This is a genomic window from Sphaerisporangium rubeum, from assembly GCF_014207705.1.
Classification (GTDB): Bacteria; Actinomycetota; Actinomycetes; order Streptosporangiales; family Streptosporangiaceae; genus Sphaerisporangium; species Sphaerisporangium rubeum.
The window spans coordinates 6,226,406-6,243,856 of record NZ_JACHIU010000001.1 but is presented as its reverse complement, the minus strand read 5'-3'; the positions used below and the strand labels follow the sequence as shown (position 1 = coordinate 6,243,856).

Here is a 17,451-nt window from a genome sequence, read left to right as displayed (position 1 = left end):
TCCTCAGCTCGGGAAGGTGAGGCGCCAGCGGCCCTGGCTGACCCGCTGGTTCTTCTCACCCCAGGTGAAGACGTAGCGGCGGTTGTCGGTGAAGGTGTACGTCCCGGCGAAGGCGTACTCGCTCTGCGCGATGTTGTAGAGGTCGAACTCCAGCGCGCCGGCGGCCAGCCGCCGCAGGATCTTCAGCTCGTTCTCGCCGATGGTGGTGGCGCCGATGGTCAGCGAGCCGAGGGTCGCGCCTGAGGCGACCAGCGGGACCAGCGTGTCGGCGTCCATCGCGCCGGTCTTCAGGTGGAAGCCGTCGGGACGGGCCTCGACGCGGTGCCAGAACTTGTTCGAGTGGTGGAACCGGATGGCGGGGTACGTCAGGACGTTCGCGGCGGTGTCGGCCTGGTACAGCTCAAGGAACAGCACCTTGCCGGCCGTGGTCGCGTCCCTGCGCAGTTGCAGGTGCTCCGACGCCGAGCCGACCGTCAGCCGCGCGGGGACCGTCGTCGTGCCGATCCCCACGTTGTTGCCGAGCGGGTTGACGGCCAGCGGTTTGCTGTTGTGCGACTGGATCCAGCCGTACTGGTCGTGGTACCCGAGGCGCAGGTTCGTTCTCTCGGTGGGGCCGAGCACCAGCGTCGTGCCGTTGGCGTCCTCACCGGTCCCGGCGACCCGCAGGGCCGTCACCGAAGCGCGTCCGGCGGTCAGGTCGGCCGGGGTGTCGGACGCGAGGTCGCCGGACCTGAGGTGGAAGCCGTCGGCCCTGGCCTCCACACGGTGCGCGAAGCGGCCGGCGTGGGTGAAGCGGACGGCGGGGTGCACCGTCTCCAGTTCGCCGTCCGTGGCGTCCTGGTACAGGTCCAGGAACAGGAGCCTGCCGCCGCCTCCCGCGTCGGACTCGCGCCGTAGCTGCAGATGGCCGTCGGCGGCGCTGACCGTCAGCCGCGCCGACGGGGTCGCCGTGCCGATCACGACCTCGCTCGCCGTGAACAGCAGCGGCGCGCGCTCGGCCACCACGGTGCGGAAACCGTCCTGGTACCCGGGAATGTTGCGGTACGCCACGACGACAGGTGCGTGACCGGGGGAGTCGAGCGCGTACACGCCGGTGAGCGTCAGGTCCAGGAAGCCGCCTGGCGGCAGCGACGTGCCGTCGCGCGGCTTCAGCGTCCACCGCACGCGCTGACCGAGGTCCTCCCGCGTGACGTCCCAGCTCACCGCGGTCGCGCCGAGCGTGAGGTGGACGTTCCCCGCGCGGCCGGACTCCGTCAGGGCCCAGGGCCTGGCCTCCCCCTGGTGCTGGACGTCGAAGCCGACGGTGAACGCGGACGCCGCGTCACCGGCGGTGGCCTCGCCGGTGAGTGCCACCGCCGTGTCGTGGGACACGTTGACGACACGCAGCCGCAGCGACCCCGGTGTCACGCCGTCGCTGAGCACCCGGTCCCCGCCGGCGAACCCCACGTCCAGCGGGATGTCCGGCCGGCCCCGGTGGTTGACGACGTCGAGGTACCGCCGGCGTGTCCCGGTCAGCTCGCCGGGTTCGTTCGCGTACCCGAGCAGCCGGTAGGCCAGCTCCACACGCGTGCCGCGCGTGCCACCCGCGCCGTCGGCCTTCAGCCCCCGCAGGTCCACCGGCAGAGCGGCACCCGGCTTGATCACGGCCGCGGTGTCGTGCAGCAGGTACAGCGTGGCGCCGTCCGGCGCGGCGGCCATCGACCAGCCCGGGGTGACGACACCCGGCGTCGCCGAGGCGGCCAACGTGCCGGGCCGGAAGGCCAGCGCCACATGGTGGTCGGCCGCCGAGACCCGTACCGCGCCGGGGGCCCGCAGCTCCAGGTCCTGCCGTGAGGAGTTGACCAGCCGCAGCGTCATCGGCTGTCCGGCCGGGTCGTCGTCGATGTACAGCACCGGTTGCTCGCCGGCGCCGGTCAGCTCGAAGTCGAGAGGATGCGCGCGGACGAACGCGGCGAGCGCGGCCTCGTCGGCGGCCATGTCCCGCCGGATCTCCTGCTCGCTCAGCGCCGCGTCGTAGATCCGCAGGTGCGCCGTGGCGCCGTTCAGGTAGGCGCGCCGTGCCGCAGGGTCCCGTCCCACGGTCAGCGCCGCACGGCCCGGAAGCGGATCGCCGGGAAGGGTGTACCGCGCCGCCTGAACCCCGTCCAGGTAGACGGCCGCGACCTTCCCGTCGCAGGTCACCGCGACGTGCCGCCACCGGTTCCAGTCGAACGACCCCGGCTCGGTGGCGTACGCCGCCGACCGGTCGCCGTCGACCGGTACGGCGTGCCGCACGACACCGCGCGCGTCCAGCGACAACGCGAAGCCGTCGGCCTTCCCCGCGACGAAGACCGCGTCTCTCGCCAGGACCGGCGCGACGGCGCCTTTCGCGTTCTTCGGCGGGTCCGCCTTCGCGTCCCTCGGCGGCACGTCCCCCTTCGCCGGCGCGGCCATCGGCTGCGCCATGTGGACCCATACCGACACGGTGTACGCGGTGAGGCGCAGCGCCGGGTCGTCCGGCACGGTCAGCGCGTCGGCCCTGCCGTCCAGGACCAGGCAGCTGCCGAACCGCTCGTCGGCCCGCACGCCGGGGTCGCCTTCGACGTTCCCGTTGAGCCGGTTCCCCGAGGAGTCGACCGCGCGGTTCTCCGGTGTGAGGTCGTCGAGCCGCCAGTACAGCACCAGGCCGGCCGTCATGACACGCCGTCCTCGGCGCGCGCCTGCCGTCCCCCGTCGTCGCCGAGCTGTCCGGCGGCCTGCCGGTGGATGGTGTCCACCAGTTCGTAGACCCGTGCGTACGCCATCTGTCCGAGCGCCTCCAGGATCAGGTTGGTCTGCGGTATCGACAACGTCAGGGTGATCTGCTGCGTCACGGGGTTCCTTGTCCTCGGGGCCGCAAGGTGAGCCGCCCCTCTCGTACGGTCAGGCCGCTCGGGAACCGCTCCTGCGGCCGCGGCGGATCGGTGACACCGGTCCACCCCTCGGGGGTGCGCTCCAGCCACGACCACACCGAGCCGGGCTCGGCCGGCAGCGGCAGCGCGACCTGCTCGGCGTCGGTCAGGACCGGCGCGGCCGGCAGGCCGATCGCAAGGCGCGTGAGCGCGTCCCGGTAGTGCTCGGCGGCGAGCGCCGCCGACTCGGTCGGCAGCACGCCGCTGGTCGCGTGGATCGCGCCGTGCGGGTCGAGCAGCACCGTGAGACGGCGGGGCGGCAGGTCGAGACCCACCAGCACGGGGCTCGGCGCGTCGGCGTCGCCGAGGGCCTGCACGTCGTGGTAGTCCGGGCCGAGGTCGCCGGGGGACCGCTCCACCCAGTAGCCGAGCACGCCGTCGGACAGCCGGCCGTGCTCGCCGATCCGCACGGGGAACCGGACCAGGGTGAACTCGTTGGTCTCCCGTCCGGCGCGTGCCATGTCCTGCCGGAACACGTTCCAGTCCTGGTGCACGGCCGGCGGTTCCAGCGGATCGAGCGCGACCTCCGCGCGCACCACGGCGACCGGCCGGCCGAGCAGCAGCGCCACGCCGCGCAGCCCGCCGGGGTCCTCGGGCTCCACCGAGGCCTGCGCCTCGTCGAGCGCCGACAGCATCGCGCCGACCCCGTCCGCGCCGGACCGCAGCAGCCACCCGGCTACGTCCCGCAGATGAGGGTTCGCCAGATCCGTCTCGGGGTCGGTCACGTCCGACTCCGGGGCCGGCCGCCACAGCGCTGCGTCCGGTCTGCGCGGGTCGGGAAGCGCGTGGATCGACCCGGCCCAGGCTCCGTCGGCGGTGTGGACGCGCACGGCGTCCTCCAGCACGGCAGGCAGCAGCCATCCGCACACAGGGGTGCACGTAGGCAGACCGGTCAGCGGCGCCGTCTCGCCTGCGGCGTCGAGCAGTCGCAGGGCCACGCGGGCCGGCTGGGCCAGGCGCGGCGCCATCGCCACCCACCGGGGCCGGTCCTTCACGGTGAGCCGGGTCGTGGTGCGCAGCGTGCCGACGTCCACGTCGTGCGTGGTGCCGAAGTTGTCCACGATCCGCAGCCTGCGCACCCGCAGCGCTCCGGCGCGTATCGGGTTGAAGTCGCTGAGCGGCTGCGGAGCGTGCCGGTTCTCGTCCCCGATCCGTGCCGCCACCCGCGCCGTGAAGGCCCGGTCGCCGGGGAAGCCGAGCGGGTCGTCCACGGGGAGCTGCCTGGCGAGCCGCAACATGAGCAGCGCGTCGTTGAAACCGCCGAGGCTCTGGGACAGGTTGTTGTCCTGGTTGGCCGCCAGGTGCCGGTACACCATGGCGAGCGTCTTGTTCCGTTCGTCGTCGCCGTTCGCGTCGTACCAGTCCAGGACGGCCGCCGGGGAGGCACGGAAGTCCTCGGCGGACAGCGGCGCACGGCCCGCCTTCATCAAAGCCTTGTTGTACGCGGCCAGCGCGCCGCCGGACAGGTAACGCAGGACGCGTTCGGTCAGCACCGGCCGCGCCGACGGGGACAGCACCGTCGTGCCTGAGTACACGTTGGCGGCCTTGCCGGGGAAGCCGCCGCGGGGCCGCAGCTCGACGTCGGCGGCGGTCAGCGCGTAGTTCGCGGTGACGAAGTCCGGGTCGTAGTCCCGGTGGCCGGAGCCGATGTTGCCGCCGGCGGCGGTGGGGAAGAACTCGGCCTCCCACTGCAGGAGCACCGGATGCCACGGCGCGTGCGTCCACACGCGCACCGCCGGGTGCGGCGGCGCGACGCCGCGCGCCACCGCCGTCCACAGCGCGACGGCGCCTTCGGGGTCCACCGGCTCCGCCGCGGGGATCACGTCGCACGGCAGCAGCCCGTCCGGCTCCGCCGCGCCGTCCTCGCCGTACCGGTCGGACGGTGTGGCGGCCGACCCGGTGAGCAGCACCACCGGCTCGTTCGGCCGGTAGTGGCGGGGACCCGGCACCTCGCGCAGGACGTACGTCGTGCGCGCCGCTCTGGCCGTCGTCGCGTTGACGGCGGCGAGCGACGCGTCCACCGCCTCACGGGCCTTCGCCAGACGATGGGCCAGGGTGTCGCCTTCTCCCACGGCGGGGTGGACCCCGGTGCGGGCCGCCAGCCGGTCCAGCTCGTCCATGCTCCTTTCGAGGAAGAACCTCACCTCGTCGGGGGAGGGGTAGCTGTCGAGGCCCGGGTCGCTCGGGTAGGCGCAGAGCATGTACTTGTACCAGTCGGCGTACAGCCGCCTGCGCAGCCCCGTCAGCGTGCGCCGCGCCTGGTCGTGACGTTCCTGGGCCTCGTTGAGCGCGGCCAGCAGGCCGTCCAGCTCAGGCGGAGGGGTCAGCCGCTCACGGTTCAGCTTCTCCTCCGGGGTGAGCGGCGGCGTGTCCGGGGTCGCGGTGTCGTCGCGCGCGTAGACGTTCCACCGCACCCCCGCCGTGATCGGGGTGAACGCGGCGGTGTGCCGCGCCTCGTCCAGGCCGATGGACAGGTCGAGCGTGGCGTTCTCCAGGTCGCCGGCGTACGCCAGCGCCTCGAGCAGGTCCTCGAGCGACTCGGGGGTGACCCCCGGCAGCGTGGCGCCGAGGTGCGCCGCCAGCGCTCCGGTGGGGTTCTCGCCGACACACACCCCGGTCTCGGCGTCCGCGAGCAGCGGATTGACGGTGTCACGCGCCGGAGCGAAGCTCAGCCGGCCGAAGCACACCATGCGCGCCGGCCGCGCCGCGTCCGCCGGCGCGCGCCACCCGAGGCGGTCCGCGAGGGCCGCGCGCCAGCCGTCCCCGGCCGTGGCGAGGACCCGCGCCGACTCGTCCTGCGTCGTGTCGCCGTACCAGCCGAGCACGTCGTAGCTCAGGCCCGCCGGGGGAGTGCCGGTGTACGCCGGATCGTGGAAGCCGAACACGCTGTGGCAGTTCGGGTAGAACGCGGCGAACGCCGGGTCGCCGTGACCGGCGGCGGTGAGCTCCGGCAGGCGGTCCAGCGGCTCACGCGGGTCCCACCGCCGCAGCGGCACCGTGCGTCCGAGGAACCGGTAGGGCCGTCCCGCCGTCCCGGCGGGGACGTCGCCGGACACCGGGTAGGCGACCCCTCCGGTGTCGTCGTCGGACAACACGTCGCTCAGCACCAGCCACCGGCCCTCGACCGCGCCGTCCCGCGAGCGGGTCACCAGCCACCGGTTCGGCACCACGGGGACATGGGTCCCCCGCTCGCCTTTGACCACGCGGGTGAGCGCGTCGGGGAGGGCCCAGTGCAGGTGCACACCGGCCCCGAGGCGCAGGCCGGCGTCCTCGAACGGAGCGGGGAGCACGACCTCGCCGACATAGGGGAGGTCCGCTCGGACGTCGCGTCCCGTGACGGGGTCGACGTACGGCAGGCGGGTGAAGTCCGCCAGGGGACCGGCGACGTCCGCGTCGGTGGCGAGACACAGAGCGTCGACGTGAACGGGAACACAGAGCACGCTCATGGCACCATCCGCATCAGCAGGGGCCAATGGTGTGAAACTCATCGCATATTAGAACTGATCCCGGCCGAATACGACGGTACGCATGATATTGGTCCAATAAATTACGGACGGTGGCTGAGGCCCTACTGTGGCGGCTCTGACGTGGACATATGTGCTGTCGAGCGCCTTCTCAATTTGTTTATCCACTGGAATAGGGATAAGCCGGTTAACGCGAATGATGTCCGTCTCGACTGGTGAGCTCCAGGGGCGGCCGAGCTCCCCGGCCAGGACCTGAAGATCCACACGGCGTGGCGCTTCGCCGAAGGCCGGCCGGGCCGGGTTACTCTGCTGTGCGTCGCATGATCGATCAGCATGTGGCGCTCTCCCCTCACGTTGTGATTCCCGAGGGGAGAACCATGTCGTCCCGCAGGCGTGTCGTCACCGCAGGATGCGTGCTTGCGCTCGCCGTGCTGAGCCTCATGGGTCCCGTCGCCGAGGCGAAGCGCACTCCGCCGGCCGGCACCGTCGCCGTGAGCCAGTCGCCACCGCCTGGTGTCATGGAAGCACTGACGCGGGACCTCCATCTCGCGCCGGGCCAGATCATGGAGCGCCTGCGCAACGAGGCCCGGCTGACACCGGTCGCGATCGAGCTCCGCAAGAAGCTCGGCGTCCGCTTCGGCGGTTCCTACTTCTCGGGTCCCACCTCGGCCACCCTCACGGTGGCCAGTACCAGCACCGCCGATGTACCCCTGATCGCCGCCGCCGGCGCGCAGCCGAGGGTCGTCGACAAGTCGTTGGCCGAACTCCTCGGGCTCCTTGCCGTGCTCGCCAAGAAAGCGCCGTCTCCGACCGCCGACTCGATCGTCGTGCGTTTCCCCGAGGTACGGGTGAACAAGGTCGTCGTCCTCAGCCCTAGGCCCGCGATCGTGGACGACCACATCAAGGATGTCGGCTTGGACGGCGACGTGCTCGTGAGACCGTCCGACGAAAGACCGAAACCCCTGTACGACCTGGTCGGCGGCGATGCCTACTACATCCAGGGCAGGGTCCGCTGCTCCGTCGGCTTCTCCGTCCGGCGCGGCACGCAGAACGCCTTCGTCAGCGCCGGCCACTGCGGTAATGCCGGGAACGTCACCACGGGACACAACGGGATCGGCCAGGGGGTGTTCCAGAACTCGGTCTTCCCCGTCCACGACCACGCGTGGATCGCGGTGAACTCCAACTGGACACCCCAGCCTTGGGTCAGGAGCCAGATAGACGGCTCCGTGAACGTCACCAGCTCCGCAGAGGCCGTCGAAGGTGCGGTGGTCTGCCGGACCGGTTCCACCAGCGGCTGGCACTGCGGCACCGTCCAGCAGCGCGGCGCCTCCGTCCAGTACCCCGAGGGCACCGTCTCCGGGCTGACCCGCACCAGCGCCTGTGCGGAACGCGGCGACTCCGGCGGCCCCTTCATCTCCGGCCCGCAGGCACAAGGCGTCACGTCCGGCGGCACAGGTAACTGCAGTTCAGGTGGGACGACGTACTTCCAGCCGCTCACACCGATCCTCAGCGCCTACGGCCTCACCTTGACCACCGCGGCGGCCACCCCGCCTCCCCAGGAGACCGAGCCATGTACCGGCTACGCGCGGACGGTGAGAGGCTCGCTCCGCGACGGTCAGGCCCACTACCAGCCAGGCAATCTCTACTACAGGTCGGCCACGCAGGGAGTGCACAGCGGGTGCCTGTACTCCCCTGCCGGCACCGAGTTCTACCTCTACCTGCAGAGGTGGATCGGCTGGACATGGCTCACCGTGGCCACCTCGGAGAGCTCCACCAACCGTCAGACCGTCACCTACACAGGTACCCCGGGCTACTACCGGTACCGCGTCGTCTCCCATACCGGCACCGGGACCTACACCCTCGGGTTCAGCGCACCCTCATGACCGGCCGGCCGTCCCACCGGGCCTCGCCGCCGGGACGGTCACCGGGATCTCGTTCCTGCCGCCTCACCAGAGCCGTCCGTCCCACCTCATGCCGCGACAGCCTTCACCGGCTTCGCGGTGCCGATTCCCGATCCGGTGCGGGGGGCCGGCTCGAACACCGATAACCATTCGATAAACCCTTCCGGGAGAGAATGAATAGTGGCTACCTCGATGAAACGAACCCTCATGGGCGGTGCCCTGACGGGGATCGTGCTCGTCTGCGCACCGGCCGCCGCCGTCGCAGAGGCGAGCACGTCCATGTCACCTGACCAAGGTGCCTTCACCGACGCGGTGTTCCGGACAGGCCACGAGTCGGCTGCGCGCCATACCTTGTACGGCGCGGCGATCCGGGACTGCTTTTACCCGGCCGTCACCGTCCTGTGCTCGTCGCCGATCCCGCAACTGATCCCTCTGACGAGGATCCCGCTACCGATCCTCATTCCGAGTCGGCTGCCAAGCGTCGAGGCCGCTCAGCCCAACGCCATCCCACTGTGCAGATACCTGAACATCCCTCAGGCGCTCTGCAGGGTTCCGCCGGGGCCACAGGGCCCCGCCGGTCCTCAAGGCCCTCCTGGTCCTGCGGGTCCGCCTGGGTTCGACGGTGCTCCTGGTCCCGCGGGTCCTGCGGGTCTTGACGGTGCTCCTGGTCCCGCCGGTCCTCAGGGCCCTCCTGGTCCTGCGGGTCCGCCTGGGTTCGACGGTGCTCCTGGTCCCGCGGGTCCTGCGGGTCTTGACGGTGCTCCTGGTCCCGCCGGTCCTCAGGGCCCTCCTGGTCCTGCGGGTCCGCCTGGGTTCGACGGTGCTCCTGGTCCCGCGGGTCCTGCGGGTCTTGACGGTGCTCCTGGTCCCGCCGGTCCCCAAGGCCCTCCTGGTCCTGCGGGTCCGCCTGGGTTCGACGGTGCTCCCGGTCCCGCGGGTCCTGCGGGCCTTGACGGTCCTCCTGGTCCCGCCGGTCCGCAGGGTCCGCCTGGGTTCGACGGTGCTCCCGGGCCCGCAGGTCCTCCTGGGATGGACGGTCCTCCTGGCCCCGCCGGTCCGCAGGGGCCGCCTGGACCTCAGGGTCCCCCTGGTCCGGCCGGGACCAACGGTATCGCCGTCTCGCCGGTGACCACTGCTCCGTATTCGCCGCAACCGGTGCTGTACCCCTTGTGCACAGGGGTTTTCGTCACACCGGTGTGCGAGTAGCGACGAGGAAGACGAAAAGGGGTGGGCCGGCTCACGGCTCACCCCCTTTCCATTGCCGTGGCCTGCGGGAGAGTGGACCAGGCGCACGTGAGCAAGCATCGGAGCCTCCGTCAGGCAGGCGACAGCAAACCCGCCGCGGGAGAAAACGATGTGCGTACTCGCGACCTCTCGGGAGACCGCGTCCCTTTACTCTTTTCTGGCCGAGGCCACGGTGCACGCTCCGGTGAACGCCGGTCATTGAATGCGATGATCGGATCAAGTCAAGGAATCTATGTACGAGACCTCGGTATTCGATGGGCCGCAGGTCCCGAGAGTGGTATCGATCGTTGGATCAGAAGGGAATTCGGGGGATTCGTTATGGTCCGAACCGCTTTTGTCATCGCGGCCGCTGTGGCCGGTCTGACTTTCTCCACGGCCGCCGCGTCGGCCGACATGGCACGACCGGTACCGGGAGCGCCGAAGGCGCCGTCCATCTCACGGACCGCCGAACTGGCGAACCGGCCGGCTTCCTGTGACGGGTGCGCGCTGACCCAGTGTCCGCCTGGGTACACCTGCGTGTACTCACCCAGGCAGTGCTTCACCGTGCCGTGTCCGCAGTATCAGTGCGTCCCCGTGACCGGGTATCCGCCGTACCCGCCGTACCCGGCTCCGTACCCGCCGTACCCGCCGTACCGGCCGCGGCCGTACCCGCCGGTGGGCCGGCCCGGTGTCCCCGCCATCCCGGTGCCACCGCGCGCACAACTCATCCCCGCCGGTCCTGCGATAGCCGTGGCACCTGGGCAGGCGCGGGGGAGCGGCGCGGTGACCTACCCGGCCGGCCGCTAGTCGTACGCGGCCTCCTGGCGCCGGCACCGAGCGGCCTCGACGGTTGCCGGCGCCGGCGCCAGGAGAACTGGCGTGTGACACGGCCTGACTCGCACCTGGACCGGCCTTCGGCTCGTACGAGCGGGACAACAAAAGGCGGCGCCTCGCGGACCGAAGCCCGCGAGGCGCCGCCTTCGCTGTGTGGTGCGGGTCAGAGGCCGATGCCGAGGCCGAGGCCGAGACCCACGCCGAGGAGGCCACCACGGCCGTAGCCGACGCCGTAGCCGACGCCGCCGCCGCTGCCGTAGCCGGCCCCGTAGCCGACGCCGTAACCGGCGCCGTAGCCGATACCCGCGCCGTAGCCGGCGCCGTAGCCGATCCCCGCGCCGTAGCCGATCCCCGCGCCGTAGGCGCCGTAGCAACCGGCGGCCACCGGCACGCCGACGGGGACCGGCACGGTCACCGGAATGGCGGTGGTGCAGGCGGTGGTGCAGCAGGCGGCCTTGGCCGACTTGGCGCGGGTGGAGTGCCCCGCCGCGTCGGCGGACGCCATCGTCGCGGGGGCGACGACGGCCATCCCGATGCACGCCGTGGTAACCAGAAGGCGGCGAATCATATGCGAATTCTCCCTAGAGTCAACCACCGGAAAACAGATTCTTCTCTGCGAATCCTGCTGATCGGTGATTACCGACTGTGTCCGCTCAGACATTACCCAATGGCCGAACGGGTGTAAGGGTGATGAGTGGTCGGCCGCCGGTAATGATTAAAGCCCTTTGTTCTGGGGAGCGTGTGGCGTCGGTAAAGCGATTGTATTTACTCGCATAATGGACATGTCAAATATTTCTTCAATGTCTGCGGCGGCCTGCCCTTTTCCCCGGCTCGGCCGGTGGCGGCGGCGGCGGAGGCGCCGGCTCCGCGAGGCATCGGCAGGTGATCCCGCGAGCGGTGACGTCCCGTACGGGAGGAGAAGAAACCGGTGGCTGTCGGAAACGACACTGACACTCCCGTTTTCTACGGGAGTGTCAGTGAAATGGGGGATCGCCGTGGTGGCGGAGCCGCGGGTGCCGCCGGCTTACTTGCTGAACCCGGCGGTGAGCCCGCTGAGGATCTGGCGGCGGCCGACGACGTACAGCAGCAGGATCGGCAGCGTGGTGAGGACGACGGACGCGAGGACCGCCGGCACGTTGACGCTGTACTGACCCTGGAAGGTCCACAGCGCCAGCGGCAGGGTGCGCCTGCTCGGGTCCTGGGTGAGGATCAGGGGGAGCAGGAAGCCGTTCCAGATCTGCAGCGCGTTGTAGATGACGACGGTGACCACGGCGGGCCGGGTCAGCGGGAGCGCGAGGCGCCACAGCATGCTCTGCTCGGTCGCGCCGTCGATGCGCATCGACTCGAACAGTTCCTTCGGCACGTCCCTGAGGAAGTTGGACAGCACGAGCACGGTCAGCGGGATCGCGAACGCGATCGACGGCAGGATCATCCCCGTGAGGCTGTCGTACAGCCGCAGCTTGATGATGATCAGGTAGACCGGGATGATCGTCGCCTGGAGCGGGATGGCGAGACCCATCAGGAACAGTGAGTTCACCGACCGCAGGAACCGGCTCCGGCCGGCGCTGCGCACGATCGCGTAGGCCGCCATGAACGACACCGCGACCGCGGGCACGACGGCGCCGACGGTCACGATGAGGCTGTTGATGAAGTACTGGATGAAGTCCGACTCGATGACCAGCTGATAGTTGGCCAGCGTGGGTTCGCCAGGCGGCGCCAGCGGGTTGGTCGCGTAGTAGTTGCTCTGCGTCTTGAGGCTGGTGATCACGATCCAGTAGATCGGGATGATCACGACCAGCATCCACAGCAGCGAGACGAGGCCGGCGAACCAGTTGGGACGGCTCGCGACGGTGTGGTTCTCGCGGCCCCGCGCGGCACGGCGCGGCGGTGACACGGTGGTGGTGGTCATGGCGTCAGGCCCCTTCCTGCTGGCTGGCGCCGGCGTTGGCCGAGCCGCCGCCGACCCGGCGCAGCAGCAGCGCCACGGCGAGACCGACGAGGACCAGGATCAGCGCGATGGCACTCGCCGGGCCCATGAGGCTGGCCTGCCAGCCGCGCTTCCACATGTCCACCGCGAGCACACGGGTCGCGTCCGCCGGACCACCCGCGGTGAGCACGAAGATGAGGTCGAAGAACGTCAGCGAGCCGGCGATCATGAGGGTCGAGGACGTGATGATGGTGTACTTCAGCTGCGGCAGCGTGATGCTGAAGAACTGCCGTATCCGGCCCGCGCCGTCCATCTGCGCGGCCTCGAACATCGAGCGCGGGATCTGACGCACCCCGCCTTGGTAGATGAGCGAGTGGAACGGGATGAACTGCCAGGACACCACGAAGATGACGACGCCGAACGCGAGCACCGGGTCACCCAGCCAGTCCTGCACGAGGATCGGGATGTTCAGCCCGGCGCCGAGCCCGAAGTTCGGGTCGAGCAGCGCCTTGTAGGTGATGGCGATGGCGGCCGAGCTCAGCAGCAGCGGGATGAAGTACAGCACCGAGAGCACGGCGCGGTAGCGCTGCCGTCCGGCGAGGAACACGCCGAGCAGGATGCTCGCCGGCGTCTGCACCACCCAGGACAGTGCGATGACCAGGAACGTCACCCAGAGCGCGTGCGGCAGGCCCGGGTCGGCGAGCACGGTGCGCCAGCTCGTCAGGCCGCTGAAGGAGATCTCGCCGATCCCGTCCCACGTGCTGAAGCTCAGCAGCAGGACCCCGATGAGCGGGATCACCGCGAACGCGATGAAGAACAGCAGTGCCGGTACGGCAAGCCACGCGAGGCCGACACTGCGTCCGCCTCGCGTGGTGGCCGCCGGCGCCCTCCGCGTGGCGGAGGGCGCGAGCGTCGTACTCACTTGCCGATGACCGCGTTCATGTTGCTGGCGAACTGCTGCGGCGAGATGGAGAGCTGGAACAACTTGGCGATGTTGTCGAGCAGCTTCTCGGCCGCGGTCGGGCTGAGGGCCTGGTCCCACGACTGCGCGAACGACTTGGCGTTGCTGGAGATGCCGTACACGAACTGCTGCCAGGCCGCGTCCTTGACGGTCGCGTACTGCGAGTCGACACCCTTGACGATCGGCACGGCGCCGGTGTCGATCCACTCCTTGATCTCGGCGTCGCTGAGGATCGCGGTCGCGAAGTACTTCTTGGCGACCTCCTTCTGCTCGGGGGTCGCCTTGGAGGAGATCGACAGGTACTGGCCGGGGTTGCCGACGGTGTTGCTCGGGTCGCCCTTGCCGCCGTCCACCGGCGGGAAGTTCATGTAGCCGAGGTGGCCGCCGGAGACGAAGTCGCCGCCGTCCTGCGCCATGCTGCCGTAGGTCCAGCTGCCGTGCAGCATCATGGCGGCCTTGCCGGTGTACAGCAGCGCCTGGTCGGCGTTGGAGTCGGCGGTGATGGACGAGAAGCCCTTGATGAAGCCGTTGGCCTTGATGAGTTCCTGCATCTTGGTGAGGCCCTCGATGGAGGCCGGGTTGTTCCAGGCGTCCTTCTCACCGTCGAACACGGCCTGGAACACCTCGGGGCCGCCGATGCGGTCGAAGAGGAACTCCAGCCACATCATGTTGGTCCACCGGGACTGGCCGCCGAGCGAGAACGGCGCGATGCCCTTGGCGTTGAACTTCGGCACCAGGTCCATGATGTCGCCCCACGTCTCGGGGGGCTCGGCGCCGATCTTCTCGAAGGCGCGCTTGTCGTAGTACATGACGATCGGCTGCACGCCTTCGCACGGCATCGCGTAGATCTTGCCGTCGATGGTGGCCGCGCCGAACGCCGATTCGAACAGCCGGTCCTTCACCTGCGGGTTCTGCTCGAACCACGGGGTGAGGTCCTCGACCTGGTTGGCCTGCACGTAGCTGCGCAGGGTGCCGCCGCCCCAGCCGAAGATGATGGTGGGGGCCTGGTCGGCGCCGATCGCCGTCTTGATCTTCGTCTTGTAGGCGTCGTTCTGGAAGGTCGTCGCCTTGATCTTCTCGTTCGGGTTCGCGTCGTTGAAGCGCTTGAGGGTGTTGCCGCGGATGCCTTCCTGCGGCTGACCGGTGATGTACCAGTAGGTGGTGTTCGCGCCGCCGGCGCCGCCACCACCGCCGCCGGTGGCGCCGCCACCGGGGCTGGACGGCCCGGAGGTGCCGCAGGCGGCGAGCGCGGCTCCCAGGGGCAGGCCCATCGAAAGGGCGAGGAAGTTGCGGCGAGAGGTTGTCCTGGGCTCCACGCTTTTCTCCGTATTCCAGTGCCGGGGGCTGGCCGCGGCTCGTCCATCACGGTGGCCGGCGGTCCAGGATCAACTACCTCCCGTTGCCGCTACGTCCGGTCCTCTCAAAAGTTGATTTGTCGAAACATTTGCGACATGACCGCGCGGGACGCAATCTAGATTTCGACCGTGAGCGTGTCAAGACCTCTGACGGCTCTGGGGCCATGCGTGACCGATGTGCAGGTAGGAGTACGTTTGCACCGAGCTCCTTTCACCATGGTGATGGAGGAAAGGTCGCGCTCGGGTCGCTCAACGGCACCGAAATGTTTCGGAAACTCGTGCTGGATTCGTTCCTAAGGAGAGCAGCAAGATGACGGCTCTAGACCGGACACCCGCGGCGGACGAGGTCCTCCGTCCGTGGCAGGACCCCGCGCTCCCCGTGGCCGACCGGGTCGCCGCTCTGCTCGCGGAGATGACCCTGGAGGAGAAGGTCGCCCAGCTCGGGAGCCGTTGGCCTGGCAACGCGATGCAGCACGACGAGGAGCAGGAACAGCCCGCCGCACCCGCCGGCGATGATACGACGGCGATGAACGTCGCCCCCATGCAGGACGTTTTCGCGGCCTCCGGCACGGTGCCGTTCGAGGAGTCCATCCGCCATGGGCTCGGACATTTGACCCGTGTGCACGGCAGCGCGCCGGTGACCCCCGTGGAAGGCGCCGCCGAGGTCGTACGTCTCCAGCGGCAGATCGTGGCCGCCTCACGGCTCGGCATCCCCGCTCTGGTGCACGAGGAATGCCTCACCGGGTTCACGGCGTACGGCGCCACCGTCTACCCCGCCGCCATCGCCTGGGGTGCGACCTTCGACCCCGAACTGGTACGGCGCATGGCCGCCGCCATCGGCAGGGACATGCGCGCCGTCGGCGTGCACCAGGGTCTGTCGCCGGTGCTCGACGTGGTGCGCGACTACCGCTGGGGCAGGGTAGAGGAGACCATCGGCGAGGACCCCTACCTCGTCGCGACACTCGGCGCGGCGTACGTGCGCGGCCTGGAAAGCACCGGGATCATCGCCACGCTCAAACACTTCGCCGGGTACTCGGCCTCACGCGCCGCACGCAACCACGGCCCGGTCCCGATGGGCCGCCGCGAGCTGATGGACATGATCCTGCCGCCGTTCGAGGCGGCTCTGACCGTCGGCGGCGCGCGCTCGGTGATGAACTCCTACTGCGACCTGGACGGCGTCCCCGCCGTGGCCGACACATGGCTGCTGACCGACCTGCTGCGCGACGAGTGGGGCTTCACCGGCACCGTCGTGTCCGACTACTGGGCCGTCCCGTTCCTCGCCACGATGCACAAAGTGGCGGCCGACACCGACGACGCCGGTGTGCAGGCGCTCGCCGCCGGCGTCGACGTCGAACTCCCCGACACCCTGGGGTTCGGCCCCCACCTGGTGGAGCGCGTACGTTCCGGCGAGGTCCCCGAGTCCCTGATCGACCGAGCCGCCGGCCGGCTGCTCACCCAGAAGGTGGAGCTCGGCCTGCTCGACCCGGACTGGACCCCGGAGGGCTCGGTGGCTGCGGCCGGCGGCACCGACCTCGACTCGCCGGCCAACCGCGAACTGGCCCGTGAGATGGCCGAACGGTCCGTCATCCTGCTCGACGCCGGCACCGCGCTGCCGTTGCTCGGCGAGGGCCGCGAAGCGCCGGCCCGCGTCGCCGTCGTGGGCCCGGTCGCCGACGACCCGCGCACCATGATGGGCTGCTACGCGTTCCCCAACCACGTGCTGCCCCGTCACCCCGAACTCGGTCTCGGCGTCGAGGCCCCGAGTGTGCTCGCCGCGCTTCGTGCCGAGCTGCCGGACACCGAGTTCACCTACGAGAAGGGCTGCGACGTCCGCGAACCCGGCCGCTCCGGTTTCGCCGCGGCGGCGCGGGCCGCGCGCGCCGCGGACCTGTGCGTCGCCGTCGTCGGCGACCTCGCCGGACTGTTCGGCCACGGCACCTCAGGTGAGGGCTGCGACGCCGACGACCTTCGCCTGCCGGGGGTACAGGCGGAACTGCTCGCCGAACTGGCCGCCACCGGCACGCCGGTCGTCGTGGTCGTCGTCTCCGGCCGTCCCTACGCGCTCGGCGACGCGCACGCCGTGAGCGCCGGCCTCGTACAGGCGTTCATGCCGGGCCAGGAAGGCGCCGCGGCGGTCGCCGGCGTGCTGTCCGGCCGGTTGCAGCCCGAAGGCCGGCTGCCGGTCCAGATCCCCCGCGGCATCGGCGGCCAGCCCGGCACGTACCTGCAGCCGCCCCTCGGCGCGGACAGCGGCGACATCAGCAACCTCGACCCGACACCGCTCTTCCCCTTCGGCTACGGAGCCTCCTACACGACCTTCGAGGTCGGCGACCTCACCATCAGCGACACCGAGGTCCCCACCGACGGCGAGTTCACCGTGTCGGTCCACGTACGCAACACCGGCGGCCGCGCCGGCGGCGAAGTCGTACAGCTCTACCTGCACGACGCCGTCGCACAGGTCACACGTCCGGTACGCCAACTCACCGGCTTCGCACGCATCCACCTGAACCCCGGCGAGACCAAGCGGGTCCACTTCCACGTACACGCCGACCGCACCGCCTTCACCGGCCGCGACCTGCGACGCATCGTCGAACCCGGCGACATCGAGATCCTCGTAGGAACCTCCGCCGGCCACCTGCCCTGCCACGGCACCATCCGACTCACCGGCCCTCTCCGCGAGGTCGGCCACGACCGCAGGCTCAGCACCCCTGTCGAGGTGGTCGCCGCCGGCTGATCCGCCACCTGCTCACCCGCGTATCGTTACCGGCCCTCTTCTCATCAGAGAAGAGGGCCGGACCTGCATGGACGGCCGCCGTCCCTCAAGTTGGTGACGGCCGCTGTTCTGGCCCTCGTCA

Annotated in this window: 12 protein-coding genes; 3 read left to right on the top strand and 9 right to left on the bottom strand. The window is 70.2% G+C overall.

Annotation, left to right across the window (positions count from 1 at the left end; genetic code table 11):
* Positions 1–3: 3 nt before the first annotated feature.
* Genes BJ992_RS26335 through BJ992_RS26325 form a run of 3 tightly spaced genes read right to left on the bottom strand, consistent with a single transcriptional unit; the run spans position 4 to position 6,376 of the window.
* Positions 4–2,676, bottom strand: a complete 2,673-nt coding sequence (locus tag BJ992_RS26335) for a LamG domain-containing protein (protein ID WP_184985480.1) — start codon at positions 2,674–2,676, stop codon at positions 4–6.
* Positions 2,673–2,852, bottom strand: a complete 180-nt coding sequence (locus BJ992_RS26330) for a hypothetical protein (protein ID WP_184985478.1) — start codon at positions 2,850–2,852, stop codon at positions 2,673–2,675. Before BJ992_RS26330 ends, BJ992_RS26335 begins: the two co-directional genes overlap by 4 nt.
* Positions 2,849–6,376, bottom strand: coding sequence for a hypothetical protein (locus BJ992_RS26325; RefSeq protein WP_184985476.1), 3,528 nt, complete (start codon positions 6,374–6,376; stop codon positions 2,849–2,851). The genes BJ992_RS26330 and BJ992_RS26325 overlap by 4 nt, the downstream gene beginning before the upstream one ends.
* 395 nt (positions 6,377–6,771) lie before the next feature.
* On the opposite strand from BJ992_RS26325, the gene BJ992_RS26320 reads away from it, so the two are divergent.
* The gene (locus BJ992_RS26320) at positions 6,772–8,277 is read left to right on the top strand and encodes a S1 family peptidase (protein WP_184985474.1); all 1,506 of its coding nucleotides are present in this window, start codon (positions 6,772–6,774) and stop codon (positions 8,275–8,277) included.
* Positions 8,278–8,363: 86 nt separating this feature from the next.
* On the opposite strand, the gene BJ992_RS26315 is transcribed toward BJ992_RS26320, so the two are convergent.
* Positions 8,364–8,576 (bottom strand): hypothetical protein, encoded by a 213-nt coding sequence (locus BJ992_RS26315; protein WP_184989490.1) that lies wholly within the window; start codon positions 8,574–8,576, stop codon positions 8,364–8,366.
* Between the two features lie 341 nt (positions 8,577–8,917).
* On the opposite strand from BJ992_RS26315, the gene BJ992_RS32330 reads away from it, so the two are divergent.
* A complete protein-coding gene (locus tag BJ992_RS32330) occupies positions 8,918–9,424 on the top strand; it encodes a hypothetical protein (protein ID WP_221474989.1) in 507 nt (168 codons plus the stop codon).
* 676 nt (positions 9,425–10,100) lie between these two features.
* On the opposite strand, the gene BJ992_RS26305 is transcribed toward BJ992_RS32330, so the two are convergent.
* From BJ992_RS26305 to BJ992_RS26285, 5 genes are all read right to left on the bottom strand, one after another.
* Positions 10,101–10,247 (bottom strand): hypothetical protein, encoded by a 147-nt coding sequence (locus BJ992_RS26305; RefSeq protein WP_184985471.1) that lies wholly within the window; start codon positions 10,245–10,247, stop codon positions 10,101–10,103.
* 269 nt (positions 10,248–10,516) lie between these two features.
* The gene (locus tag BJ992_RS26300) at positions 10,517–10,882 is read right to left on the bottom strand and encodes a hypothetical protein (protein ID WP_184985469.1); all 366 of its coding nucleotides are present in this window, start codon (positions 10,880–10,882) and stop codon (positions 10,517–10,519) included.
* Positions 10,883–11,377: 495 nt separating this feature from the next.
* Positions 11,378–12,262: a carbohydrate ABC transporter permease gene (locus BJ992_RS26295; RefSeq protein WP_184985467.1), complete on the bottom strand. Its 885-nt coding sequence runs from the start codon at positions 12,260–12,262 to the stop codon at positions 11,378–11,380.
* A 4-nt stretch (positions 12,263–12,266) separates the two neighbouring features.
* Positions 12,267–13,202 (bottom strand): ABC transporter permease subunit, encoded by a 936-nt coding sequence (locus BJ992_RS26290; RefSeq protein WP_184985465.1) that lies wholly within the window; start codon positions 13,200–13,202, stop codon positions 12,267–12,269.
* On the bottom strand, positions 13,199–14,557 hold the full coding sequence (locus BJ992_RS26285) for an extracellular solute-binding protein (RefSeq protein WP_343072857.1): 1,359 nt from the start codon (positions 14,555–14,557) through the stop codon (positions 13,199–13,201). Before BJ992_RS26285 ends, BJ992_RS26290 begins: the two co-directional genes overlap by 4 nt.
* 349 nt (positions 14,558–14,906) lie before the next feature.
* Between BJ992_RS26285 and BJ992_RS26280 the strand changes: the two genes are divergently transcribed.
* Positions 14,907–17,330, top strand: a complete 2,424-nt coding sequence (locus BJ992_RS26280) for a glycoside hydrolase family 3 N-terminal domain-containing protein (RefSeq protein WP_184985463.1) — start codon at positions 14,907–14,909, stop codon at positions 17,328–17,330.
* The last annotated feature ends 121 nt before the right edge of the window (positions 17,331–17,451 follow it).

Bases quoted from the DNA above. Each gene is read 5' to 3' on its own strand.
- BJ992_RS26280 (WP_184985463.1), top strand. From the start codon at position 14,907: ATGACGGCTCTAGACCGGACACCCGCGGCGGACGAGGTCCTCCGTCCG.
- BJ992_RS26305 (WP_184985471.1), bottom strand. From the start codon at position 10,247: ATGAGTTGTGCGCGCGGTGGCACCGGGATGGCGGGGACACCGGGCCGG.
- BJ992_RS26320 (WP_184985474.1), top strand. From the start codon at position 6,772: ATGTCGTCCCGCAGGCGTGTCGTCACCGCAGGATGCGTGCTTGCGCTC.
- BJ992_RS26300 (WP_184985469.1), bottom strand. From the start codon at position 10,882: ATGGCCGTCGTCGCCCCCGCGACGATGGCGTCCGCCGACGCGGCGGGG.
- BJ992_RS26295 (WP_184985467.1), bottom strand. From the start codon at position 12,262: ATGACCACCACCACCGTGTCACCGCCGCGCCGTGCCGCGCGGGGCCGC.
- BJ992_RS26325 (WP_184985476.1), bottom strand. From the start codon at position 6,376: ATGAGCGTGCTCTGTGTTCCCGTTCACGTCGACGCTCTGTGTCTCGCC.
- BJ992_RS26315 (WP_184989490.1), bottom strand. From the start codon at position 8,576: ATGGACGTGCTCGCCTCTGCGACGGCGGCGGCCGGTGCGCAGACGAGC.
- BJ992_RS26335 (WP_184985480.1), bottom strand. From the start codon at position 2,676: ATGACGGCCGGCCTGGTGCTGTACTGGCGGCTCGACGACCTCACACCG.